Source organism: Bacillus songklensis (genome assembly GCF_042649685.1).
Classification (GTDB): domain Bacteria; phylum Bacillota; class Bacilli; order Bacillales; family Bacillaceae_H; genus Bacillus_BA; species Bacillus_BA songklensis.
The window spans coordinates 645,700-669,695 of sequence record NZ_JBHRZT010000072.1 but is presented as its reverse complement, the minus strand read 5'-3'; the positions used below and the strand labels follow the sequence as shown (position 1 = coordinate 669,695).

Annotated in this window: 32 protein-coding genes; 23 read left to right on the top strand and 9 right to left on the bottom strand. The window is 42.4% G+C overall.

Going from position 1 to position 23,996, the window contains the following annotated elements:
- Position 1 precedes the first annotated feature (1 nt).
- The 15 genes from ACFOU2_RS22355 (at position 2) to ACFOU2_RS22285 (ending at position 13,426) form a co-directional block, all read left to right on the top strand.
- The gene (locus tag ACFOU2_RS22355; protein WP_377918486.1) at positions 2 to 535 is read left to right on the top strand and encodes a BMC domain-containing protein; all 534 of its coding nucleotides are present in this window, start codon (positions 2 to 4) and stop codon (positions 533 to 535) included.
- Positions 525 to 1,997 (top strand): acetaldehyde dehydrogenase (acetylating), encoded by a 1,473-nt coding sequence (locus ACFOU2_RS22350; protein WP_377918485.1) that lies wholly within the window; start codon positions 525 to 527, stop codon positions 1,995 to 1,997. Before ACFOU2_RS22355 ends, ACFOU2_RS22350 begins: the two co-directional genes overlap by 11 nt.
- Positions 1,998 to 2,022: 25 nt before the next feature.
- Positions 2,023 to 2,310 carry a BMC domain-containing protein gene (locus ACFOU2_RS22345; RefSeq protein WP_377918484.1) on the top strand — a complete coding sequence of 96 codons (288 nt, stop codon included), beginning with the start codon at positions 2,023 to 2,025 and terminating at the stop codon, positions 2,308 to 2,310.
- A gap of 7 nt (positions 2,311 to 2,317) precedes the next feature.
- Positions 2,318 to 3,106 (top strand): phosphate propanoyltransferase, encoded by a 789-nt coding sequence (locus ACFOU2_RS22340; protein WP_377918483.1) that lies wholly within the window; start codon positions 2,318 to 2,320, stop codon positions 3,104 to 3,106.
- The gene (locus ACFOU2_RS22335) at positions 3,107 to 3,883 is read left to right on the top strand and encodes a hypothetical protein (protein ID WP_377918482.1); all 777 of its coding nucleotides are present in this window, start codon (positions 3,107 to 3,109) and stop codon (positions 3,881 to 3,883) included.
- Between the two features lie 18 nt (positions 3,884 to 3,901).
- Positions 3,902 to 4,171 carry a EutN/CcmL family microcompartment protein gene (locus tag ACFOU2_RS22330; RefSeq protein ID WP_377918481.1) on the top strand — a complete coding sequence of 90 codons (270 nt, stop codon included), beginning with the start codon at positions 3,902 to 3,904 and terminating at the stop codon, positions 4,169 to 4,171.
- A gap of 13 nt (positions 4,172 to 4,184) precedes the next feature.
- Complete coding sequence (eutS, locus tag ACFOU2_RS22325) at positions 4,185 to 4,526, top strand: ethanolamine utilization microcompartment protein EutS (protein WP_377918480.1); 342 nt, start codon at positions 4,185 to 4,187, stop codon at positions 4,524 to 4,526.
- Positions 4,523 to 4,963, top strand: coding sequence for a EutP/PduV family microcompartment system protein (locus ACFOU2_RS22320; protein ID WP_377918479.1), 441 nt, complete (start codon positions 4,523 to 4,525; stop codon positions 4,961 to 4,963). The genes eutS and ACFOU2_RS22320 overlap by 4 nt, the downstream gene beginning before the upstream one ends.
- Positions 4,964 to 5,030: 67 nt before the next feature.
- A complete protein-coding gene (locus ACFOU2_RS22315) occupies positions 5,031 to 6,461 on the top strand; it encodes a sensor histidine kinase (RefSeq protein WP_377918478.1) in 1,431 nt (476 codons plus the stop codon).
- The gene (locus tag ACFOU2_RS22310) at positions 6,458 to 7,045 is read left to right on the top strand and encodes an ANTAR domain-containing response regulator (RefSeq protein ID WP_377918477.1); all 588 of its coding nucleotides are present in this window, start codon (positions 6,458 to 6,460) and stop codon (positions 7,043 to 7,045) included. The genes ACFOU2_RS22315 and ACFOU2_RS22310 overlap by 4 nt, the downstream gene beginning before the upstream one ends.
- Before the next feature lie 195 nt (positions 7,046 to 7,240).
- Positions 7,241 to 8,692 (top strand): ethanolamine ammonia-lyase reactivating factor EutA, encoded by a 1,452-nt coding sequence (locus ACFOU2_RS22305; protein WP_377918476.1) that lies wholly within the window; start codon positions 7,241 to 7,243, stop codon positions 8,690 to 8,692.
- A 19-nt stretch (positions 8,693 to 8,711) separates the two neighbouring features.
- Positions 8,712 to 10,076: an ethanolamine ammonia-lyase subunit EutB gene (locus ACFOU2_RS22300; RefSeq protein ID WP_377918475.1), complete on the top strand. Its 1,365-nt coding sequence runs from the start codon at positions 8,712 to 8,714 to the stop codon at positions 10,074 to 10,076.
- 20 nt (positions 10,077 to 10,096) lie between these two features.
- Entirely contained in the window at positions 10,097 to 10,987 is an 891-nt protein-coding gene (gene eutC / locus ACFOU2_RS22295; RefSeq protein WP_377918474.1) for an ethanolamine ammonia-lyase subunit EutC, read from the top strand.
- A gap of 147 nt (positions 10,988 to 11,134) precedes the next feature.
- Positions 11,135 to 12,517: an ethanolamine permease gene (gene eat, locus ACFOU2_RS22290; protein ID WP_377918473.1), complete on the top strand. Its 1,383-nt coding sequence runs from the start codon at positions 11,135 to 11,137 to the stop codon at positions 12,515 to 12,517.
- A gap of 156 nt (positions 12,518 to 12,673) precedes the next feature.
- Entirely contained in the window at positions 12,674 to 13,426 is a 753-nt protein-coding gene (locus tag ACFOU2_RS22285) for an SDR family NAD(P)-dependent oxidoreductase (protein WP_377918472.1), read from the top strand.
- 37 nt (positions 13,427 to 13,463) lie between these two features.
- On the opposite strand, the gene ACFOU2_RS22280 is transcribed toward ACFOU2_RS22285, so the two are convergent.
- Positions 13,464 to 14,039 carry a YdcF family protein gene (locus tag ACFOU2_RS22280; RefSeq protein ID WP_377918471.1) on the bottom strand — a complete coding sequence of 192 codons (576 nt, stop codon included), beginning with the start codon at positions 14,037 to 14,039 and terminating at the stop codon, positions 13,464 to 13,466.
- 242 nt (positions 14,040 to 14,281) lie between these two features.
- Between ACFOU2_RS22280 and ACFOU2_RS22275 the strand changes: the two genes are divergently transcribed.
- Both ACFOU2_RS22275 and panF read left to right on the top strand, forming a co-directional pair.
- Positions 14,282 to 14,578, top strand: coding sequence for a YhdT family protein (locus tag ACFOU2_RS22275; protein WP_377918470.1), 297 nt, complete (start codon positions 14,282 to 14,284; stop codon positions 14,576 to 14,578).
- Positions 14,575 to 16,023 carry a sodium/pantothenate symporter gene (gene panF, locus ACFOU2_RS22270; protein ID WP_377918469.1) on the top strand — a complete coding sequence of 483 codons (1,449 nt, stop codon included), beginning with the start codon at positions 14,575 to 14,577 and terminating at the stop codon, positions 16,021 to 16,023. Before ACFOU2_RS22275 ends, panF begins: the two co-directional genes overlap by 4 nt.
- Positions 16,024 to 16,193: 170 nt before the next feature.
- Here the strand turns inward: panF and ACFOU2_RS22265 are convergent, their stop codons facing one another.
- The 5 genes from ACFOU2_RS22265 to ACFOU2_RS22245 form a co-directional block, all read right to left on the bottom strand.
- Positions 16,194 to 17,045 carry a hypothetical protein gene (locus ACFOU2_RS22265; RefSeq protein WP_377918468.1) on the bottom strand — a complete coding sequence of 284 codons (852 nt, stop codon included), beginning with the start codon at positions 17,043 to 17,045 and terminating at the stop codon, positions 16,194 to 16,196.
- A gap of 81 nt (positions 17,046 to 17,126) precedes the next feature.
- Positions 17,127 to 17,528, bottom strand: a complete 402-nt coding sequence (locus tag ACFOU2_RS22260) for an Hsp20/alpha crystallin family protein (RefSeq protein ID WP_377918467.1) — start codon at positions 17,526 to 17,528, stop codon at positions 17,127 to 17,129.
- A gap of 96 nt (positions 17,529 to 17,624) precedes the next feature.
- Positions 17,625 to 18,107, bottom strand: coding sequence for an Hsp20/alpha crystallin family protein (locus ACFOU2_RS22255; RefSeq protein ID WP_377918466.1), 483 nt, complete (start codon positions 18,105 to 18,107; stop codon positions 17,625 to 17,627).
- A gap of 55 nt (positions 18,108 to 18,162) precedes the next feature.
- On the bottom strand, positions 18,163 to 18,405 hold the full coding sequence (locus ACFOU2_RS22250; RefSeq protein WP_377918465.1) for a spore germination protein: 243 nt from the start codon (positions 18,403 to 18,405) through the stop codon (positions 18,163 to 18,165).
- A 23-nt stretch (positions 18,406 to 18,428) separates the two neighbouring features.
- Positions 18,429 to 18,674 (bottom strand): spore germination protein, encoded by a 246-nt coding sequence (locus ACFOU2_RS22245; RefSeq protein WP_377918464.1) that lies wholly within the window; start codon positions 18,672 to 18,674, stop codon positions 18,429 to 18,431.
- A gap of 290 nt (positions 18,675 to 18,964) precedes the next feature.
- Here ACFOU2_RS22245 and ACFOU2_RS22240 point away from each other — a divergent pair, with 290 nt between their 5' ends.
- Positions 18,965 to 19,150 carry a hypothetical protein gene (locus ACFOU2_RS22240; protein ID WP_377918463.1) on the top strand — a complete coding sequence of 62 codons (186 nt, stop codon included), beginning with the start codon at positions 18,965 to 18,967 and terminating at the stop codon, positions 19,148 to 19,150.
- 22 nt (positions 19,151 to 19,172) lie between these two features.
- Here ACFOU2_RS22240 and ACFOU2_RS22235 read toward each other — a convergent pair whose 3' ends face one another.
- Positions 19,173 to 19,295: a hypothetical protein gene (locus tag ACFOU2_RS22235; RefSeq protein WP_377918462.1), complete on the bottom strand. Its 123-nt coding sequence runs from the start codon at positions 19,293 to 19,295 to the stop codon at positions 19,173 to 19,175.
- A gap of 76 nt (positions 19,296 to 19,371) precedes the next feature.
- A complete protein-coding gene (locus tag ACFOU2_RS22230) occupies positions 19,372 to 19,785 on the bottom strand; it encodes a hypothetical protein (RefSeq protein ID WP_377918461.1) in 414 nt (137 codons plus the stop codon).
- Positions 19,786 to 19,901: 116 nt separating this feature from the next.
- Here ACFOU2_RS22230 and ACFOU2_RS22225 point away from each other — a divergent pair, with 116 nt between their 5' ends.
- The 3 genes from ACFOU2_RS22225 (at position 19,902) to ACFOU2_RS22215 (ending at position 22,303) form a co-directional block, all read left to right on the top strand.
- Complete coding sequence (locus tag ACFOU2_RS22225) at positions 19,902 to 21,047, top strand: acyl-CoA dehydrogenase family protein (RefSeq protein WP_377918460.1); 1,146 nt, start codon at positions 19,902 to 19,904, stop codon at positions 21,045 to 21,047.
- A 358-nt stretch (positions 21,048 to 21,405) separates the two neighbouring features.
- Entirely contained in the window at positions 21,406 to 22,011 is a 606-nt protein-coding gene (locus tag ACFOU2_RS22220) for a GNAT family N-acetyltransferase (protein ID WP_377918459.1), read from the top strand.
- A 1-nt stretch (position 22,012) separates the two neighbouring features.
- The gene (locus ACFOU2_RS22215; protein ID WP_377918458.1) at positions 22,013 to 22,303 is read left to right on the top strand and encodes a hypothetical protein; all 291 of its coding nucleotides are present in this window, start codon (positions 22,013 to 22,015) and stop codon (positions 22,301 to 22,303) included.
- Positions 22,304 to 22,410: 107 nt separating this feature from the next.
- On the opposite strand, the gene ACFOU2_RS22210 is transcribed toward ACFOU2_RS22215, so the two are convergent.
- Entirely contained in the window at positions 22,411 to 23,031 is a 621-nt protein-coding gene (locus ACFOU2_RS22210; RefSeq protein ID WP_377918457.1) for an NUDIX hydrolase, read from the bottom strand.
- 224 nt (positions 23,032 to 23,255) lie between these two features.
- Between ACFOU2_RS22210 and ACFOU2_RS22205 the strand changes: the two genes are divergently transcribed.
- The gene (locus ACFOU2_RS22205; protein ID WP_377918456.1) at positions 23,256 to 23,432 is read left to right on the top strand and encodes a hypothetical protein; all 177 of its coding nucleotides are present in this window, start codon (positions 23,256 to 23,258) and stop codon (positions 23,430 to 23,432) included.
- 135 nt (positions 23,433 to 23,567) lie between these two features.
- On the top strand, positions 23,568 to 23,972 hold the full coding sequence (locus ACFOU2_RS22200; protein ID WP_377918455.1) for a hypothetical protein: 405 nt from the start codon (positions 23,568 to 23,570) through the stop codon (positions 23,970 to 23,972).
- Positions 23,973 to 23,996 lie beyond the last annotated feature (24 nt).

Genomic DNA, 23,996 nt, shown 5'->3' with positions numbered 1-23,996 from the left:
CATGGATCCAACTAAATATGCATTAGGAATGATTGAGACAATCGGTTTAACCTCAATCGTTGCAGCAGCTGATGAAGCGGTAAAAGCTGCGAATGTGAAGGTATTAAGCTGCCAAAAGCCTGATGCCGGTATTGTCACGGTTTATTTAGGGGGAGATGTCGCCTCTGTTCGTGCGGCGGTTGAAGCTGGTGCATTAAAAGCGAAAGAAATAGGAGAGTTTCGATCCTATAGGGTCATACCGAAACCTGATCCATCTGTTTTTTATACACTCGGCATTTTGCCAATGCCTCCTCTAGAGGAAGAACAATCTGAACCATTTTCTTATGATAGCAGTGAAGTGACACATGAAACGAGAAAATCTTATACAAAAGAGGAATTAGAACTGTTGAGCGTAAAGGAGTTAAAACAACTCGCACGCCTTCAAGGTAATTTCCCTCTCTCTGGAACAGACATTTCAATGGCGAAAAAGTCTGAACTTATTGAAAAACTGGTACAGATAATGGAAGAAAGAGGTGAAAACAGCAATGAAGATTGATTTAGATCTCCTTTCAATACAAGAAGTAAGGGATAAACTGGCACTCGCAGAAGAGGCGCAAAAAAAGCTGGAAGAACTTTCGCAGCTTGAAATCGACAATATTGTGGCCCTTATGTCAAAAAAGGCAGCGGAAGCGGCGGATCGTCTGGGTGTCATGGCTGTGAAAGAAACCGGTTTTGGAAAAGCGGAAGATAAAAAACGAAAAAATTTGTTTGCCGCTATCGATGTATATGAATCGATGAAGAACATGAAAACGGTCGGCATCATTCGCCGCGACGATGAAAAAAAAGTGTGGGAAGTGGCCGAACCAGTTGGAGTCATCGCTGGCATTGTGCCATCTACAAATCCTACGGCCACCATCATATTTAAATCATTGATTGCTGTGAAGTCACGGAACTCGATTGTGTTCAGTCCGCATCCCGGCGCCAAAAAAAGCTCATTGGAAGCGGCAAAAGTGATTGCGGAAGCGGCGGTGGAGGCAGGTGCACCTCCTCATATCGTCCAATGCATAGAAAACACATCATTGGAAGCTTCCAACGAATTGATGAAACACAACATTACGAAGGTGATATTGGCTACGGGCGGTCCAGGAATGGTCAAGGCCGCATATAGCTCCGGCAAACCGGCATACGGTGTAGGTGCAGGGAATGTACCTGTGTATGTGCATCAAAGTGCCGATACGGCCAAGGCTGCGCGTCACATCATTGAAAGTAAATCGTTTGATAATGGGACGATTTGTGCATCTGAACAGGCTGTAGTGGTCGATCGTTCCGTCAAAAATGAATTGATAGAACAGCTGAAAAAACATGGGGCTTACTTTTTGGATCGCGATGAAAAAGAGAAACTAGCCTCTATCATTCTTAAAAATAATGGATTAAATGCAGGGATTGTCGGACGCTCACCTCAAAAACTGGGGGAATTGGCGGGTTTTACGGTACCTGCTGATGTGAAGGTGCTAGTCGGAGAAGAGGATCGCATCGAGAAAAATGTCCCATTTGCCATTGAAAAATTATCGCCGATTCTCGCTTTATATACGGTATCGGATTGGCAAGAGGGCTGTCAAACGTGCATGAACATTTTGAATGTAGGCGGTTTAGGACATACATTGGGTATCCATGCCGGCAATGAGCACATCATTGAAGCGTTCGCTTTGAAAAAACCGGCTTCACGCATTGTCGTCAATTCCGGTACGACATTCGGCGGCATTGGTGCTACAACGGGCATTGTCCCGTCCTTGACACTTGGCTGCGGTTCATATGGAAACAATATTACATCCGATAATATCGGGCCTCAGCATTTGATGAATATTAAACGAGTTGCATTCGGGATTAAAGAAATGCCGAAAGACGAATTGGCCGAATCAGTGAAAAGCGAAATTTTAAAAAACGATACCGTTTCCTTCAGTCAAGAAGAGATCGAGCAAATCATTCAGAGAGTACTTAGTGAATTAACATCAATTTAAATAAAATCTCAGGAGGTAATGAACGATGGCAAGAGAAACATCAGCATTAGGAATGATTGAAACAAAAGGTTTAGTAGGAGCAGTAGAGGCGGCAGATGCAATGGTGAAAGCAGCGGATGTGCGCTTAGTCGGAAAAGTTCAAGTCGGCGGCGGGTTGGTAACGGTTATGGTTCGTGGAGACGTTGGTGCGGTGAAAGCGGCGACAGATGCTGGAGCAGCGGCAGCGGAGAACGTAGGCGAGTTGATTTCCGTTCACGTGATTCCTCGTCCTCATTCAGATATTGAAGCCATTCTTCCTAAAGTGGAAGGGTAAGTAACACATGGCACTCATTACAGAGAAGCATCTTAGGGCCATGATCGTTAAGAAAGTTCTTCCCAATCCTTTCTTATTGGCGCCCGATGATAAGCTGACTCCAGCTGCAAAAGATTTTTTAAGAGAGCGTTCCATTGAGGTAACGAGAACCGAATCCAAAGATCAAGTCACAGCAAAACCCGGCATTGGAGAAAACATTCCCGTCGGCGTATCAAACCGTCATATACATCTTTCAGAAAAAGATGTGGAAATGCTATTTGGGTTCAATCACTCCTTAACTCCTTTAAAACCGCTGTCGCAGCCCGGCCAATTTGCAGCTGCGGAAACGGTAACCCTTGTTGGACCGAAAGGAGCATTGCACAATGTAAGAGTGCTTGGTCCAGCCCGTTCCTTAACACAAGTCGAAATTTCCAGGACAGATGGATTTTTATTGGGTGTTCATCCCCCGGTGCGTTTATCCGGTACTATTGAAGGGACGCCTGGAATTGCGATTGTGGGGCCAAAAGGGTGTTTAACGATTGAAGAAGGGGTGATTGTGGCGCGAAATCATGTCCATATGTCCCCGGAAGATGCAAAACGATTTCAGGTCAATCATGGAGACCGATTGATCGTCCAAACGATGACTGACCGAACGAGTATCTTTCCGGAAGTGATTGTTCGAATTGATGAGCGATTCAAACTGGATTTGCATATCGATCACGATGAAGCGAATGCCTCTTGTCTCAAAACAGGTGATTGTGTGGAAGTGATTGGAAAAAACGGAGAATTGTTCTCACCTTTTCTAGGGGGGAAATGAATGGAAAATTTAAAAGAAATGATTGAAAAAATCACGAAAAATATCATTGAAGAGTGGAAGAGCCATAAAGAGCCAAAAAAGAAAGTATTATTCATTTTTTGTGATAGTACTGCACATGAAAGCTTCATGGACCAGCTTATCGCCTTGAAAAATCAACACATCGAACATGATCTGCTTTTTTTGGATGGTGAAACGTCGGCATGGTTGGGAATCAAAAAGATTGATTCGACAGGATCCGGCCGCGTCATCGCGGTAGATGAAACGGCACCGGCGCCGATTGAATTGCCAAAAGAGTATGATGCCATTGTGATTCCGGAAGTCGATGTTGATAATGCAGCAAGAATTGCATTGGGATTAAAAGGTTCCATCAAAGCGGAAATCGTTTTTTCTGCCCTTATGTTAAATAAACCAGTTATTATGGGAAAAGATGTGCCTGGAATAAAAAGGGCGGATCGAAGAACATTGAATACGCTCGAGCTGCCGGAAACATATAAAAAATTGTTTCTGCACTATAAAAATGATTTGGAAAACATGGGCATTTTGTTTACAGAACAGCTGAAGCTTCATGAATCGGTCATCGCCATACTGAAGCCCGATGAGAAAAAGGAACAAACAAATAAGCAGGAATCTTTATTCAATGGGAAGCTCCTTACCGCGGATTGGGTTCACAAGCATGTTGCACCAAATAGCTCTATAACCATTTCAACGGGTACCATCATTACTCCCATGGCGAAGGATGCCATTTATGAAAAAGGGGTTCATCTTTTAAGAAAATAAGGCAAAAGGGTGATACACATGATTTTAGGTGAAGTCCTCGGGAGCATATGGGCAACGCAAAAAGAAGAAGGAATGGAACATTTAAAGCTGTTAATTGTTCAACCGACTGATTGGAATGGAAAAAGGCTTAGCCATCCCATTGTAGCGGCAGACCGAATCGGGGCTGGAAAAGGGGAAAGGGTCTTGATCTCCAGAGGAAGTCCCGCCAAAATGATTTTAAACAAACAGTCACCTGTTGATGCTGTTATTGTAGCGATTGTCGATTCATTCGAAGTGAATGAAGGATAAAGGAGTTCTCTCAATGGAAGAAAACAAACAAAGGGTAGTTCATGAATACGTACCGGGTAAACAATTGAATTTAGCACATATCATCGCCAATCCGGATAAAGAACTGTACACAAAACTCGGAATCTCAGAGGCGGGGGCCATCGGGGTGTTGACATTGACACCGACTGAAACGGCCATTATCGCTGCTGATATCGCGACGAAATCGGCCGATGTCAAAATTGGATATTTGGATCGGTTTACCGGTTCACTCGTTATTGTCGGGAAAGTATCAGATGTGGAGATGGCCATTCAAAGCGTTAATAGCTTTTTTACGGAAAAGCTCAAATTTGCGGTGACGGAGATTACAAGATCATGAAAAAAGGAAAAGTCATGATCATCGGCGCTGTAGGCTCTGGGAAATCGACATTAACGAAAAAACTGTTAAATGATGACAAACCGGCAGTGAAAACACAAGCTTTGAACTATGCGGGCTGGATTATTGACACACCTGGTGAATACAGTGAGAACCCGATGTATTATCGCTCTCTGATGGCTACGTCGTTGGAAGCAAAGGTCCTTCTTGTCATACAAGATGCGACGAGGGAAAACAGCATTTTTCCTCCTAATTTTTCACAAGGGTTTCCTTTGAAGCCAATCGGGGTTATCACGAAAATTGACCATCCCTTAGCAAATGTGGAGAGAGCCAGAATTCTGTTGCAGCAAAGCATTCCGAACGCTCCGGTCATTTTAACGTCTTCTGTTACATCGGACGGAATCAAAGACTTGATAAAGAATATTCAAAAACATTTGTAAATTCCCGGTTTCACCATGTAAAATAAAAGCATGATGAATTTTTAAACGGGGAGTTGTGTAACTTTACATGCAAGAAAAATGGTCTCTAGAAAAAATCGTCCCAGACCCGCCAGATCTTTTGATCATTCAGTCCTTATCAGACCATTTGCAGCTGTTTGCGGATTTATTTCAGTGCGATGTGTTTATCGATTGTTTAGTGCCTGGGGAGAATGCTGCGTTTGTTGTGGCGGAAGCCCATCCGAAAACTGCGAAGTCATTATACAAAAAATCCGTCGCCGGTCAGATAGCACAAGAGAAAAATGAACCGGGAGTACTGATGTGTTTAAAATCCGGAAAGCCGATTCTCGGCTCAAGGGGCATCTCACAAGAAAACATCAACATTCAACAAAATGTGATTCCGATTAAAAATGATAGGCAAAACACGATCGGGGTCCTCATCATGGAGAAAGATATTACCGACAAGATCAACCAGGAAAAAAAGGTGCGGCGATTAAGTGAAACAAATGAACAGTTGACTGAAACATTGTTTGAGCTGGCCATGTCGGAGAATCGAATACCGGCACTGATTCATGAAGGGCTTATTTTATTTAACAACGATGACGCCATTACGTATGCTAACGAACGAGCATATGATATGTTAAGAGAATTGCATTCTGTTAGAACCTTGATAGGAAGCAGCATAGAAATGTTGAGTTTGGGAACCATCAACAAACAGACCATTCAACAAAACGGAGGCTTTCTATTAAAGGAGTTTGAGCACCAGAATAAATATATACAATTGAAAGCGGTTTCAATCAATCGGAACCAGCAAAATTTAGGTGGGATTCTATTATTGCGAGATCTGACTGAAATTAAAGAGAAAGAAAAGCAGTTAATGATCAAGTCAGCAGTCATTAAAGAAATCCATCACCGTGTCAAGAATAACTTACAGACGATTGCAGGTTTGTTAAGACTGCAAATGAGACGATCATCTTCCAAAGAAGTAGAGCAAGTATTTCGGGACAGCATTAATCGAATCACGAGCATTTCCATTGTCCATGAGGTTCTCTCGCAAGATGGATTAAATCAAGTGGACTGCAAAGAAATCTTTGAATACGTTTCTCGTGCGATTGTCTCTTCTATGAAGCGATATGAACAAACCGTCAAAGTGAAAATTGCCGGTGATTCCATTTATTTAAATGCTGATAAGGCAAGTTCGCTTGCCCTTGTGGTCAATGAATTGGTTCAAAACTGCATGGAACATGCTTTCTTTAATATGAGTGAGGGATACATTGTCATTCAACTTGAGCAAAGGGACGAACAAGTGGTGATCCAAGTTACTGACAACGGAGTCGGAATTGGAAATACATCATTTTTGGAATCCAAAAGCTTGGGGTTGGATATTTGCACAACATTGATTGTGGAAGATCTAGATGGCACGATTGAGTTCACGGATACAGGCAATGGAACCCAAGTAACGATAACATTTCCGTATTTGAAGGAGGGGGGGTCCAAATGACAGTGAGAAGAATATTAATCGTTGATGATGATCCTATTATCAGAATGGATTTGAAGGAAATGCTGTTAGAGGAAGGATATGAGATTGTAGGTGAGGGGAAAAACGGGGAAGAAGCACTTGATCTTTGCCAAAAGCACCAGCCTGATCTCATTCTTCTGGATGTCAAAATGCCGAAGCTAAACGGCATTAAGGCAGCTAAGATTATCCAGCAAATGTTCCCTGGGACCGCTGTTTTACTTCTGACAGCTTACAGTCACAAGGATTTGGTGCAAGAGGCAAAGAAAAGCGGTGTGACCGCTTACCTTGTTAAGCCTGTATCTGAAGAAGATCTCATTCCTGCCATAGAAATAGCCTTAAACCAGCGTGATTTGTTCCAATGTTTGAGAAAAGATATCCAATCATTAAAACAAACGCTGGATGAGCGTAAGATGATTGAAAGAGCCAAAGGAAAAATCATGCATCATCTTTCTTTAACGGAAGAAGAGGCATACATATGGATGAGAGAAAAGAGTATGAGTAAAAGAGTTTCAATGGCGAAACTCTCCAAGGACATACTAAATCAATTAGAACAAGTATCGTCGTAGTAAAAAGTGAATAGATAGCAAAGCAAAGGCGCTTTGAATAGAGGGATTCTGCTGGAAGGGATTCTCTGTTTAAAGCGCCTTTATGATGAGAAAAGAACGCATAAAAATTTCAGCTTACGACAGAAGTTCCAATGCCTCTCAAGGCTGAACAGTCGCCTCGCTTTTCTTATAAACACAGGTTGGAGGTGAAAGAGGATGGAGGAAGAATGGATTACAAGTGTAGGAATCGATATCGGAACAAGTACAAGCAAGTTCATCGTCAGCCGACTGAAGCTGTCAAGGGTTTCCAGTCACTTTGCCTTACCCCGCTTTCAAATTACGGAACGGATGATCTATTATACAAGCTCCATCATCCCCACCCCGCTTCAAGAACGTGATGATATCGATATGGCTTCGTTATCAAAATGGCTGGAGTTCGAATATCGGCAGGCGAATATCGATTTGAATGATGTCCAAACAGGGGCCGTCATTATTACGGGTGAAACCGCTTTGAAAAGGAATGCCGAAAAAATACTTCATTATTTAGCGGAGCGGTCGGGGGACTTTGTCGTAGGAATTGCTGGAGCAAGCCTTGAAGGAGTACTGGCAGGGAAAGGGTCAGGAGCGTATGAGCGATCATTGCAAATAGCAGGTGCCGTCGCCAATATCGATATTGGTGGAGGAACGGCCAATGCCGTCATATTCGAAAGAGGAAAGACGGTTGGCACCATAACGTTTCGAATCGGCGGCCGATTAATCGAAATCGATTCATACGGGGAGATTCAATTTATTTCACCTTCTATTGTACCGTGGCTTGAAGAGAAAGGATACAGAGTTCAACAACATCAAACCATTACATTTGATTTCTTAAAAGAGATTCTTTCGCATTTATGCAAAGATATGCTGGATTGTTTGTCAGGAAAAGTTTCCATCCGTGAGACTGTTTCCATTGTGCACAGCACGACTTTAGAAAGCATCCCATATATTCAAGAACTGATGATTTCAGGTGGTGTAGGTGAATTGCTGAATGTGAAAGAACCCTCTGATTTCAAAGCGTCTTCTATTTATCAAGATATCGGCCCTGTGCTCGCCCATGAGTTAAAGAAGGCGATGGATCAATACCCGTTCACACATATTCTGGCTGAGCAGACGTCGCGGGCTACTGTCATCGGAGCGGGAATGCAAAGTACAGAAATCAGCGGTTCTACCATCCACATTCATGACGGTTTTCTTCCGATTCGGAATGTTCCAGTCGTGAATTGGAACCCCGACGAAAAAATCTTGAATGATGAATCATTGTTAATGAGCAGTATAGGTCAGCGATTGGCAACGGGGAAAGAGCTGTTCATCGGACATGATCGGATCCCGTTTGCCGTTTCTATTCGCGGTTTTACGTATTGTTCCTATGAGGCATTAAAACGCATTGCAGCTTCTCTCTACAAAGAATATACTCAATTGTTTCCTAAGGCATCAGCACTTGTGGTTATTTGCGAAGGGGATATGGCAAAAGCACTCGGGCAGCTGCTTACCATGTATTCCAACGGAGCGTTGAACATTGTATGCGTTGATCAAATTCAAGTGGAACACGGCGATTATATTGATATTGGTGAACCAATCCATACATCGACCATGGTACCGGTTGTGGTGAAAACCCTTGCGTTTTCTTAATTTCCAAGGAGGTGATTTCATGAAAACGAAAATCACGATATTCAATAAAACATACCAGTTTGATAGTTTAAAAGAAGTAATGGCAAAAGCGAACGAAGAAAAGTCGGGAGATCAGCTGGCGGGTATTCATGCCAGAGACGCCCAGGAACGAATTGCGGCCAAACATCTTTTGTCCGATCTGACGCTTGCAGATATTCGAAATTATCCATTGCTTCCTCCAGAGGAAGACGAGATTTCGAGGGTCATTGAAGAGTCAGTGAATGAAAGAATTTATCAATCCATTCAAAATTGGACAGTCGCGGAATTAAGAGAATACATTCTGTCTAGCAATGTCACCAACACAGAGATTAGCTACATACGCCGAGGTTTAACGAGTGAAATGATCGCTGCTGTCACAAAAATCATGACCAACCTGGACTTGATTCAAGCGGCTTCCAAAATAGAGGTAATCACCCATTGTCAGCATTCGATCGGCTTTAAAGGGACATTATCCGGCCGTGCACAGCCCAACCATCCAACAGATCATATACAAGGCATTAAGGCCTCATTGTTTGAAGCGTTAAGCTATGGAGTGGGAGATGCTGTTATCGGTATTAACCCGGTTATTGATACAGCAGACAGTGTAAAAGCCATTTTAACGATGACAAAGGAAGTAATTGATAAATGGAGCATACCGACACAAAATTGCGTATTGGCCCATGTGTCGACCCAGATGAGAGCCATTCGTCAAGGAGCTCCGTCTGATATGCTGTTTCAAAGCTTGGCAGGTTCTGAGGCAGGAAATAAAGCATTTGGCATCAGTGTGGATTTATTGAATGAGGCGGACGATTTGATCCGGAAAGAAGGAACGGCTCCTGGCCCAAACTTGTGGTATTTCGAGACGGGACAGGGATCTGAACTTTCATCGGATGCCCATCATGGTATCGACCAATTGACATTGGAAGCAAGATGTTACGGTCTCGCGAAAAGATATAATCCTTTTATTGTCAATACAGTTGTCGGTTTTATTGGGCCAGAGTATTTATACAACAATAAACAAGTCATTCGCGCCGGACTTGAGGATCATTTCATGGGGAAATTGCACGGACTTCCGATGGGGGTGGATATATGCTATACGAATCATATGAAAGCCGATCAAAATGATATGGATAATTTATCGATTCTACTCGGTTCTGCCGGAGTCAATTTTATTATCGGTGTTGCGATGGCAGATGATTGTATGCTGAACTATCAATCTACGAGTTTCCATGATATTGCCACTGTTCGGGATGTACTGCATCTGCGGCCGGCTCCTGATTTCGAAGTGTGGCTGGAGAAAATGGGCATTATGGAAAACGGGAAACTTACACCTGAGGCAGGAGATCCGACCATCTTTTTGACTTAATATTGAAAGGCGGTGTATATATGGCAACGGAGCAGCAAGTACAACAAATTGTAGAGCAGGTCTTGAGGCAATTAAAAGAAACAAAAACGATTGAGCAAGACCATCATCACATTCATGACGGTTCATTGAATGTGTCCGACGCGCAGAAAGGATTTTATAAAGAGTCGAACTATCAGTCATCTTCTTGGCATACGTCGGTTCCTTCTCCAAAACATGACGAAGGGCTGCAGGAAATCATCAAGTCAACCCCTGCGCGTATTGGCGTTTGGCGATCAGGCACAAGGCCTTTGACGAAAACCATTTTAAAGCTTCAGCTTGATCATGCAGCTGCAGTGGATGCCGTAAATGGAGAGGTTCTTCAATCTTGTTTGGAGGAGTTTGGGCTATTTTCAGTTGATACGTGTTATGAAACAAAGGAGATTTATTTAAAACGACCGGATAAAGGCAGAGTGTTGACGGACGATGCGATTAAGCTGATTCAAGAGAAATGCGTGCTTCGGCCTCAGGTCCAAATTGTCGTGTCAGACGGATTGAGTGCGAGCGCGGTGGAGATGAATTTGAAAGATGTATACCCGGCTCTCGTTGATTCTTTAAAAATCAATGGTTTAACACAAGGGACGCCATTTTTTGTCAAAGGCGGAAGAGTAGCATCCATGGATCATATCGGCGAGATTTTACAGCCAGAAGTATTGGTGATGCTGATAGGGGAACGACCCGGTCTTGTCTCTGCCAGTTCGATGAGCGCCTATATGTGCTATCGACCGCGAAAAGGCATTATTGAATCCGATCGAACCGTTATCTCCAACATCCATGCGGGCGGTACCTCTCCTGTCGAAGCAGGGGCACATATTGGAACCGTTTTGAAAAAGATGCTTGAACAAAAAGTAAGCGGAGTGAAACTGGAACTATAGAGGGATTGACGTAAAAAGTTGTGCCAGACAACATTAACAGCTCTTCAATCAAGTGAGTCATCACTCAAACCCTGATGTTGCTTTATTTTTCATGACGATTCATTTGGGAAGATGTTATATATTACCTTTTGGTAAAGGGGGATTTGGATGGAAAACAATCATCTTCAAAAGACGCTCACGCCCATTCATTTATGGGCGATTGCTGTAGGAATGGTCATTTCGGGTCAGTATTTTGGGTGGAACTATGGATTTGAACAGGGAGGAACCATTGGTCTTATCATCGCGTCACTGATCATCACTGTCTTTTATACGACTTTTATTTTCAGTTATGCGGAGTTATCAACTTCCATTCCGCATGCGGGGGGACCGTCAGCTTATGCAAGAAGAGCGATGGGGCCGTTCGGCGGCTTTATGACCGGCCTGGCATGCTTATTGGAATTTGTCTTTGCACCTCCTGCCATCGCAGTTGCAACCGGAGCTTATATCAACTTTTTAATTCCTTCGATTCATCCTGTGTATGCGACAGTCGGTGTCTTTACTCTGTTTATTTTTGTGAACCTGATCGGGGTAAAGGGCGCGGCTCTCATTGAACTGGTCGCTACTATTTTGGCTTTGATTGGCTTAGCGATTTATTATGCAGCCGGGTTGCCCCACATTAGCGGAGAAGCCATTTTAAATGAAAGTGCTTTTTCAAATGGTTGGGCTGGGGTAATGGCCGCGATTCCATTTGCCATCTGGTTTTTCCTTGCGATTGAAGGTGGAGCTATGGCGGCTGAAGAAGTACGCGATCCTAAAAAAGACATTCCAAAAGGATTTATATCGGGTATTTTAACGTTAGCCGTTTGTACCATTTTAACATTGCTTGTAACAGCGGGACTTGGAGGCGGTGAAGGAAAACCGGCCGATTATCCGCTGCCTCAAGCACTTGCGAATGTTTACGGAGAGGGAAGCTTTTTGCCGATTGCCGTCGCGGTAATTGGATTGTTCGGTACCATTGCGAGTCTTCACGGCATTATAATCGGTTACTCTCGACAAACCTTTGCCCTTGCAAGAGCAGGATACTTGCCTCGTTTCCTATCCAATTTGTCAAAAAGAGGAGTTCCGCATTGGGGACTCATCGTACCGGGATTTATCGGTGTTATTTGTGCAGGATCAGCAGATTTTGCAAATGCGCTTATCACATTATCCGTGTTTGGCGCCATTACCATGTATTGTTTAAGCCTGATTTCTTTATTCATTTTAAGGAGAAAGGAGCCTGACCTAGAAAGGCCGTTCAAAGTCACGTATCCGTTAGTCCCGGGTATTTCGTTGGCATTGGGTTTATTTTCCTTTTATTGCGTACTCCGCTACTCCATCTTAACAACGAAAATGCCTGTTTTCGGCGTTGAAGTTTCATTATTTGTCGTCATTTTACTTGTATTCGGTGTTGGTTCTTTGTATTATTTCATCGTGGGGTCCAAAAATTTAAGACCGATATCAGAAGAGTTTGTTTCCATTGAAGAGGTTTCGGAAAATAAGGTATCGATGTAACATCCTGATATGACAAAGAGAATTGTAAGCCTCCGTTTGACGGAGGTTTTTTGTTAGTATATTGATTAGAGGGGAACATGTAAATAAAAATAGTCGTTTAGAAAACTACGAATAAACGATGACAGGAATGATGATTCAAAATAGGGAGGCGGAAACATGGATAAATTCAACGGCCAAGTCGTCATTATCACAGGAGCAGCAAACGGAATCGGACAAGGGCTCGCGTTTGCCTATGCGGAAAAAGGAGCAAGCGTGGTTTTGGCCGATGTAGACGCAGAAGCCGGAAAGAAAGTAGCAGAAGAGATTAAAAAACAAAAAGGGAAAGCAATTTTTGTCCAAACGGATGTCCGCAAACAAGAGGCCATTGTCCACTTAATGAAAACAGCAAAAGATACATATGGGAAAATCGATATCCTGGTCAACAATGCCGGTGTGTCCCGCTGGAAATCTCCTTTTGAATTAACGGTAGAGGAGTGGGATGACGTTTTAAATACGAATCTTCGGAGTGTGTTTCTTTGCTCGCGGGAAGCGGCAAAATATATGCGGGAAAACAGCCGAGGCGGTTCCATCGTGAATATGGCTTCCACCCGTGCATTGATGTCCGAACCGCATTCAGAGGCGTATGCCGCGACAAAAGGAGGGATTGTCGCGCTTACGCATGCGCTGGCGGTTTCTTTTAGTGATGACCGAATCACCGTCAATGCGATTTCACCTGGATGGATTGAAACAGGGGATTACAATGAGCTGAGAGATATTGACCATGAACAGCACCCGGCTAAGCGGGTAGGAAAACCTGAGGATATCGCACGAGCATGTTTTTATCTTTCTTCTAAAGATAATGACTTTGTGAATGGAGTCAATCTTGTCGTAGACGGGGGAATGACGAGAAAAATGATTTATGAGCACTGAGAACGAGGAAAAAGCCTGATACAGGCTTTTTCTTCGTTTAAGGACGATCGATAATGAAGGATTTAAGAATTGCTGCATACTCTCTTGTGTATGTCTGAATTTTGACCGCATTCGGGGTAGCGGCCGCCAGGGTATGTGCATTCGAGTAACCAAGCCGACTGGCGACCATCTTGGCCCGAAAGAGATGAAAATCATTACTAACAATGACAACCCTTGCTTGAGGAGAAATCAGTTTTTTCGTATATAAAAAGTTTTCGAATGTGGAGGTTGATTTGTCCTCTTTTAGAATACGGCTTGATGGGATTCCGTTGTTTAAAAAATAGGTTTCCGCTGTTTTCGCTTCCGCTATGTCTTCACCCGGCCCCTTTCCCCCAGTGACAATGACTTTCGTCTTTGGATTCACGTTTAAATAACGAAGAGCTGCCTCTACGCGGTTGTACAGGCTGAGCGACATGTCCGACCCGTTAACTTTGGCACCAAGTACGATGAGATAATCGGCACCTTTGGGAGGAGACTCGTTTGCTGTTCTGTACATGAAAAAAGATGCAGTTAGTACATATATGACAAGAACGATGAAGGATGCCCATATTACTTTTCGTATAATAAATAACACCTCTATTTTCCAATTATCGTTGTAATTTTATCATGGCATTCTATTTTTGACTATGATATGAAGCGTAAAGAGAACAGAGAAAGGGATAAAATAAGAAGAAAAGGTTTCCAGGTACATAAAAGTTATGTAAAATAAAAGACGTCTTAATTTTTGAAAACTTTAAGTATTTAAACTTTCTCCGAAATGATAGAACGTTTTGAAAAACCGTACTATAATCGTTTATTGCAGAAGGGAGCGAATATATGCAGAACAAAAATAAACATCAAGAGAAAGACTGGCGCTTTTCCATCGCCCATCGTGAAGTGAAAATAGGAATAGGACTAGCTGTATTTCACTTTCTTTGGTGGTTTGGATTTGCCTATGGATTAGGAGGTAAACCAGTCGAGGATTATACATACATATTCGGGTTTCCGGCATGGTTTTTTTACAGCTGCATTGTCGGATTCATTGTTATTGTTTTACTGGTTGTGTTCATCGTGAAACGCCTTTATACGGACCTTCCATTCGATGAGGAAGAAAAGGGGGGAGATGCATCATGAATTGGGGTGTTGTCATTCCACTTCTTCTTTTTCTCATCATTGTCTATATCGTAGGAATTACGGCCAACAAAAAAGTCAAAGCCTCCAATAATTTCGTTCAAGAATATTTTCTTGGAGGGCGCGAATTGGGCGGTTTTATCCTTGCGATGACAATGGTCGCTACATACGGAAGTGCCAGCAGCTTTATCGGAGGTCCCGGCATTGCGTATCAAACGGGGCTCGGGTGGGTGTTGTTATCGGTCATTCAAGTCGTGACAGGATATTTTGTTTTAACGACGCTTGGGAAAAAATTTGCGATTGTGGCGAGAAAAATGAAGGCCGTCACGCTTGTCGATTTTTTGAAAAATCGGTATGAAAGTCCGATTGTGGTTATTTTAGCTTCTGTCAGCATCATGATCTTTTTGTTCGCCTCTCTCGCCGCTCAATGGGTGGGAGGTGCCCGTCTAATTGAATCCCTTGTAGGAATTTCGTATTCTGTGGCTTTAACCATTTTTACAATTTCCGTTTTAATTTACGTGGCCATCGGAGGGTTCCGGGCCGTCGTGGTAACGGACAGTGTCCAAGGAATCGTGATGCTGATCGGTACAATCGTTCTTTTAGTCGGAACCGTTATCGCTGGCGGAGGCGTTGAAAACATCATGCAGGAACTCGTCAAAGAGAACCCTGGATTGGTGAGTCCATTTGGAGCGGATGGATCGCTTACCCCTCTTTATGTATCTTCATTTTGGATTTTGATAGGGGTGGGAGTAGTAGGTCTGCCGCAAATCGCCGTACGGGCGATGTCATATCGCGACTCAAAAGCCATGCATCAAGCGATGATTATCGGTACAATCGTGGTGGGAGCCATTATGATGGGCATGCATTTGATTGGAGTGTTTGCACGTGCCGTCATGCCTGGAATAGAGGTAGGGGACAAAGTCATGCCTCTTTTGACAATGGAGGTATTGCCTGCATGGCTTGCCGGAATTGTATTGGCTGCACCTATGGCAGCGATCATGTCGACTGTGGATTCCATCTTGTTATTAGTGAGCTCTGCACTTGTCAAAGATTTATATTTAAATTATATGAATCCAGATGCAAATGAAAGACAAGTGAAAAGGTGGAGCTTTACGACAACTACGACAATTGGAATTTTAGTGTTTTTGCTATCGATTAAGCCGCCGGATTTATTGATCTGGTTTAACCTGTTTTCTTTCGGAGGGTTGGAAGCGGTCTTTATTTGGCCGATTGTGCTGGGGTTGTATTGGAGCAAGGGAAATAAACACGGAGCAGTTTCTTCGATGATTGTGGGTATGATGAGTTACATTTTCATTCACCTGTTCATGCCAAATCCGTTCGGCATGCATACAGTCGTGCTGCCTGTCCTGCTCTCGCTTGTCACTTATGTATTCATTAGTATACTGACGGCTTCTCGCAGTTCACAGGCAACAACCAGTAGCATATAAATATCAGGCTTTGTTAAAAAACAATCATCACGGATTTTAACACAGCTAAATAAACAAACGCAGAAACGAATGGTCGTTTCTGCGTTTGTTTAATATCTGGATCGAAATGTCTGGCAAAATAAGCTAGACAGTATATGAGTATTTTGTTGTAAAGTTCCGTAATTTATAATTTATGAGTCGTTTTTTCGGGTGCCGATGTTAATGGAAGGACCGCTCTCTTCGTCATTGGAATTGGAGGGTGAAGGTTTATTTTTAGGAAACTTCTTTTTCATCTGTTCTTGTATAAAGTCATTTAACTGCTCATCTTTTACATCATATGTCGTGCCGATGTTCAACTGGCCGCTCAGCTCTCTTACGCCGAATTGGTCAAAATTATTGCTGATTTCCACTTTATCTACATAAATCTTATCAACAAATAATTTATCGATGTTCATCGGAGGGTGGGAAGATTCCATCTGGCTCATCTTTGCTTCTAACAGAGAAAGGTGATGCTCTAACTGTTCTAATTTATCCAACTTTTGAAATTGTTTTTCCATCTGTTCCCATTTAGCTAGCTGAGATATTTGTTGTTCGATTTCCTTCCACTTAGTGAGTTGGGAAATTTCTTTTTCAATTTGGTTCCACTTAGTGAGTTGGGAAATTTCTTTTTCAATTTGGTTCCACTTAGCGAGTTGGGAAATTTCTTTTTCAATTTGGTCCCACTTGGCGAGTTTAGAGATCTCTTTTTTGATTTGGTCCCACTTGGCGAGTTTAGAAATCTCTTCTTCGATTTGGTCCCATTTTGCGAGTCGGGAAATTTCTTTTTCAATTTGGTCCCACTTAGCGAGTTGGGAAATGTCCTTTTCGTTTTGCTTCCGCTTGGTGAGTTTGGATATTTCTTTTTCTGCTTGCTCCCGGCTTGCTAGTTTTGAGATTTGTTTTTCCAGTTGTTCTATTTTTTTTAATTGTTGGTCAAGTTCATTTTTTTGTTGTTTTGAAGAATCCGCCACCTCAATCTTTCGCTTTAGTCGTTTAAACCACATATAGATCCCCGCTTTGGTCTCCCGTTACTTCATGTGTATGTGCGAAAACTTCGAAAATTCACATGGACTAAAAAACTGCCTTCACGATTCCTCAGAAAAATCGAAGGTGATGAATAAAAGACCGGTGCGGAATGTGGCTTTACATTTAGCTTGATCAATATTGCGGGGAAGGAGGATTTCGCGGTGAAACGGTCCTTCACGACGCTCTTTTTGGATAATGGTTGTTTGGGAAATCGGACAAATCGTTCTTCCTTTGACAACGAGCCGGTTCTCTGAAGCAAGCAGCTCTATTTGTTCGCGATTCGCTCCGGCAATTTCCATAATCACGATCAATTGATTTTCTCTTTCATGCACATCAACGGGCGGAAAAGGATGATTATAATAAATGATCTGCGGACTGTTTGATTCGTTCGTCGTAAAGGATTCAGCCAATGGTTCGTCAAAAATGCGATCCCAAAAGGCACTTCGCTCTTTTTGAGACAAATTTTTCAGCCATTTTTCAAATTTTTCATATTCGATAACGCATCACCTCAACTTTATTTCGTTACTTATTTGTATGTATGAAAAAAGACGCTCATGTTAATCATGATCATGAACGTCAACTTCCGACACAGGCATATGAGGGTATTTGGGCATTTTGATTTCTAAAATGCCGTTTCGATAAACAGCGGTCGTTCCTTTGCGGCGTACAGAGCAAGGAAGCTTGATTTCTTCTTTGCAAGGTTCTTCATCAACCCATTCTATGATGCAGTGATAAGGCGAGTGTAACACTTTTAATTGATGAAGCATCGATTTATCAGGAATTTTGACCTGCACAATGCATTCGTCCAACGTTTCAAATACGTGAGCATCCAATTTTGGAGGCGATGAGGAGGAGGGAGATGAGAAATTGTTGTCTTGGCGGGACTTAAAAAACTCATGATTTTTAAAAAAATCGGGCATGGACCCTGTAGAAGCGGATGACATCATATTTTTGACGTATTCATCAATTCCGTTTGTGTTCATTTGTTTAAGGAATTGCTCTATATATTTTTGATGAGGAAAATTTCCGAATGGGAACATGTTGTTTCATCCTTTCACCCGAGTGTTGAAATCATATGGCAAGGGGTGAGTATAACTAGATTTGATTGCCGACCGGGAAGGAAGGGTTGGCAATTTGATCTTGATCGCTAATGTCCGGATCAAGTACACCTGTATTCATGCATGAACCGGTTGGAGAAAAGTCGCCAAGAGAAAAATTGGCTCCAAAAATCTTTGAGTTGGCTGTATGGGAGTTTTGGACCGTTGAGCCAACATCAATATTTCCGTTTTGCGTCACACCGTTTGTCATGATGTTGAAAATATTAATTTGAAGTGGCATATCGAAGCTCCTTACATATGAAATTATTGAAGGTAGTTACCGTCAACCGTAGACACATCCGCGATATCACCCTGGTCGTTGATGTCCGGGTCAATGTAAATATTCTTCATTCTTGCTTGTGTAGGGGAAGTGTCTCCATAAGAAGCGTTCGCTCCAGTGGATTTGGAGTTAGCTGAATGGCTATTATGCAGCGCTTCACCAATATTGACAGAGCCGTTGTGTGAGATGCTGTTAATTTTAATACTGAAAATGTTAATAACATCCGGCATAAGAAACCACCCTTTTTCAAAAGAAAGTACCAAAGTTTTGGCTTACGATAGTGTCCAGCTGCGGCTCCTAGCCTTTCGGTCATTTCACTTCTTCCGCCGGAACGAAAAAGCCGTTCCTTTGTCAGAAGTTCCAATGCCTCTCAAGGCTGAACAGTCGCCTCGCTTTTCTTAATGATAATGCAGTATATGAGGATACCTGCCTAAAGGTTCTTCTTTTCTATGAGGGAACGCAGGAAAAAGAAGGGTTTTGTCGAAATGGGCAACAAGAAAAGTATTTGGAGATGAGGCCATTGACTGGAACGGACATCGTATTAGACATTATGCGAATAATCCTCGCCATGTTTTGGATCGGTGTTTTTATTCAAAGCAAAAAAAACAACCGTGTCAACCTCGTTCATATCATGCTGCTTATTTTTGCTCTTATCCTCTTACTCGTATCCTTTTATGAACTGTTTGCTCATTGGAATAAAGGATAATCCGATATAAAAACCCTTCCGCTTATTCATAGCCGGAAGGGGATTTATCAACATCCGCAATTACTTTTCCATCTTCTTGTAAAATAAATGCGATGGATTGGCGGAAACTCGCAAAAGTTGTCCAATTATAATCATAGTTAGCCATAGGAGTCGACAGCTCTTAGATTGTTGATAGTACGGAGCCGAGTGGAAGATATCCATGTTCATGCCAAGCACAGCTTTTACATCCTCAATGATGTATGTTTTAACAACCATTCGCCCTCAATTTTTCCAATAGGGGTAGCTGTTAGGTGTCCGCTATGTTCACGCTGAATGATATATCCCTCGGCATCCTTTAAGAAGACTATCGTTTCTTCGGGACATGATGTCTTTTGTTGGCATTGCCAATTTATTAATTGAAGCAAAGACTCGGTTTCTGTTTCTGGAAGAGGGCTTTCCTGTGTGTGTTGCAGCTGTTTGGGCGAAAATGCCTTATAACCGTTTAAATCAAGATTTAGCTGTGCTTTTGATTCTCGTTTCAGTTCTTTGGCATAATTGTCTGAGGCAGATTCAGCTAAAGCATATCCAGCTAAAGCATATCCGGACAAAAACATGAAAGCTATAAACATAACTGCGGCAGATGTATATATTTTCATCTCGATCACCTCAGTTGCAGTATTCCCATTTTAACAAAACATTACCAGCATTTTTTTTGAATTTTGTCGAACTTTTCGTTACACTTTTAAAAAAGAACATTAAAGGTGTGCTGGTGATGACGATTTCATTTGTAAAAACTAAGAAACAGCAAGAACGTTATGAGTTGATTGCCGATTTAGCCGATCAATTTGCGCAGAGCGCGCAAGAAATAGATGAAAAAGGGGCATTTCCTCATCTGAATATTGAGCGATTGAAACAATCGGGTTATACAAAATGGACACTTCCTAAAATCTTCGGGGGTGAGTCACTCCCGTTATATGAGATGCTGCTTTATCAAGAGCGTCTTGCAAAGGGGGACGGCTCCACAGCGCTTTGCATCGGCTGGCACCTTGGCATTGTGATGGATTTATGGGAGAAAAAGAGCTGGGACGAACAGACATTGAATTGGATGATGGCCGAGATCGCCGGCGGTGCCCTTATCAACGGTGCGGCGACCGAACCGCAGACCGGGAGTCCAACGCGGGGCGGGAAGCCTCACACCACCGCTCAAAAAACGGAAGCCGGTTGGGTGCTGAGCGGCCGTAAAACGTTTACGACGATGTCTCCGGCCCTGGATTATTTTTTGGTTAAGGCGACGATAGAAGGGGCCGATCAAGTAGGGAACTTTATCGTTCCAAGCAATCGAGACGGTGTCATCATCGAAGAGACATGGGATATGATTGCAATGCGCGGAACAGGCAGCCATGATCTCCTGTTAAAAAACGTGGAACTGCCAAAAGAGGCACTGTCGGAAGTGTTCATTCCAGAGAAGAAACCGCAGCCGAACGGCTGGCTTCTTCATATTCCGGCCTGCTATATGGGAATTGCCCTTGCAGCCAGAGATTACGCCATTGAATTCGCTGCTTCGTATTCCCCTAATAGTATCTCGGGGCCAATTAAAGAACTTCCGAATGTTCAGCGGCTGGCAGGGGAAATGGAGTTGGAATTGATGAGTGCCCGTCACTTTATGTACGCTGTAGCTGAAAAATGGGACCAAAGTGAAAAAAGGGAGGAATTACAAGGAGAACTGTCAGGCGTCAAACATGTTGTCACAAATACAGCCATCTCGGTTGTTGATAAGGCGATGCGGATCGTCGGAGCCAAAAGCTTACAACGTTCGAACCCGCTTCAGCGATATTATCGTGATGTCCGTGCCGGCCTCCATAATCCGCCTATGGATGACATGACCATTATAAACCTTGCCAAACAAGCTTTTCGGTAAAAGAGAACATTCATGCAGGAGTCTATAAAAAGGCTCCTTTTCTTTTTTGCCGGGAAAGAGAAGGTCTTGTGTCATTTTAGGGAGAATATATACAAAAAGGAACTTACCATTTCCCGGTCGTTTCGCTCGTACAAAAAGCTTTTGTGCAGGCTTTCAACGATAGACTGTAACATCATGAAGTATGTTAATAAAATGGATGTGTTAAAGGAGTGGGAATATGTTTGATATTTATTCGTCGTGGGCGTATCTGTGATGGGGAAGGAAATGAACCTGTTGTTTCCGATATTGCTATTAGTGAAGGGATAAATTGCTATCTTTTAAGATTCCAATTATTGCGGAAAAGGAGTTAGGATCGAACATGAATCGAATCTTTGAGCGGTTTCCGGCACTGGAAACGGAACGATTGCGGCTCCAGCAAATAACCAATGAACATGTTTTTGATTTGTTTACTTATTTTTCACGTGATGATTTAACGAAATATTATGATATTGATACATTTTATACGATGGAACAATCCTTTTCCCTTGTTCATTTTTTTAAGCGGCGTTTTCGCAGTCGCGAGGGCATCCGGTGGGGACTCATTAATAAGGAGACCAATCGGTTGATCGGGACATGCGGTTTCCATCGGATCGAAAAAATAAATCGCAAAGCTGAGTTAGGGTACGACTTGTCCCCGGATTATTGGCAGCAGGGGTTTATGACGGAAGCGGCGCGAAGAATTGTCGAGTTTGGGTTTAATGACATGGGTTTACATCGGATAGAAGCTTATTATTTTGAGGATAATCTTGCATCTCGACAACTGCTTTTGAAGCTCGGTTTTCAAAGAGAAGGAAATTTAAAAGGCCGGTTCTTCAAACATGGTGAGTTCGTTGATGCAGTAGTGGCCGCATTATTAAAACCTGAATATGACAAGATGCAGGAGAATACTTTCGAGCCAACGATTCAAAAGAGGAGAGGCGTATGATATGGGCGTGTTCGATACGTTGTTAAATGCTTTTGTTTTGCTCGGCTTATTTGCTGTTCCACTTGGCGTTTCTTATTTAGTTAAGCAAATGGTCATGGTGCGAGTGTGCTTTGTATTTTTCATGCTGGAAGTCTTGTTAACTTGCATGTTTACTGTATTGGGTATGATTGAAGAGTATGCGTATTACATGAGCTTTTTTATTTTTTCGATTGACATCGTGATTTTTTGTTTGGCTGTCGCTGCTCAAGTTTATGCGAATAAAGTGTACAAAAAAGCTAACCGTTCCGGTTAGCTTTTTTAAAAGGGGAAATAACTCGCCTTTCTCTGATTGATTATAAGCTGCCCGGTCATTACTTAATATAAACTTAAAAGGGAAATCTTTTTACTGCTTAACCAAGCCTAATCAAACAGGACGTCTTTAAGCTCTCCTCGCTCATAGGCGAAAAGGACCTGAAGTTGAGAATGTGTAATGCGCCCGACAGACAAGGGGGGAAGCGAGTTTTCTGAAAAAAAGCCTGCATCGAGCGTTTCCATCCCGCCTTTTACACGTCCGCCTATTATCTCGCATTCAATGAAGATCTTATAAACTTCATACGCAGAGGGAGGATGCGGGTGACTGCTCCGGTTCCACACCGAAATTAGTTCGCGTGCTTTTGTCTCCAGTCCTGATTCTTCCCTTATTTCTTTGACAGCATTTTCGGAAGGTGTTAAGCCAATATCAGCCCAGCCTCCAGGCAATGACCATAATCCATCCTGTTTTTCTTTCACAAGAAGTATGTTTCCATTTTGGAACACGACCCCGCGCACATCTACTTTTGGGGTCTGATACCCGGTTTCATTTAAAAATAGCTGTTCGATTGTTTGAAAATCTTTTGTCTTCGTGTATTCCTTCATGATTTCAGCACTGATTTTCCGGAGTTCTGCAAATCTCTCAATGTCATACATATCTTTTGAGTATTCTAGACCGGCTTGAGATAGAGACTGGATTCTCTTTGCCCAGTCTAGCCATTTATGTTCCATATTGTGACCTTCTTTCTCACAAAATCCCGTTTTGATCATACCCTCTAATAGAAATTTCACATTTATTTTAACATAGATAATAAATAGAAATGAGGGGCATAGACACATAAATTACTAATAAATTGATCATGGCCGCTGTCATGTTATGTTTTGTAGAGTCTGTTTTTAAGAAAGGTGATACCCTCCGCATGGAAAAGAATTAGCCTCTTGACGGAAAAGCTTAAATGTTAATAAAATTGTTTGGAACCATTCATGTATTAGGAAATTTACCTGGATTAACATTGACAGAGCGGGCGAAAGAGCGCTTCACGGCAGAATTTTTGGATAGTTACGCTCAAACGTATCCTGCCAAGCGTATCGGGACCCCTGAAGATAAGAGAAGATTATATCCCTCCTTTTAGAGATTTCAACCCGTTAAAGAAAAGTGACAAAAATTTAATGAATTTTTAACGAAAAAGAAAAAAATGTCGATTTAAATAAAATCTAAACATGCTATAATGAAGCCAATATCAATCATGTGGAGGGGTCAATCGTCCTTGAAGAAAATATTAGTGATTACACTGGCAGCGCTATTATCGGTCTTTTTTATTGATCGCTCATACAGCAAACATAATCAAGCTGTTATTCAAAAAACGCTAATCAATGAAATTAAAGAGCATCGGCAAGAGCCGATCGTTACCATTGATTTTCGCAAGCTGTATGATTTTAAGTGGGATGAAGTGTACGTATTCACACCAGGCACATCGTTAAAAAATATTGAACAAACACTTGGCTTTACTTGGCTTGATGCGAAATCAACGGGTATAAAAAATCGAGATGATATGGATTTGATTGTGTTTGTTGAAAATAATCAAGTAGCCCAATATATCATGCTGCCACGTAAATATGGCACACTTCAGCCTATGGCACAAAAAGGAAACTTTATGGTGAAAACATCTTAAAAGCTCGCAGTGATGCGAGCTTTT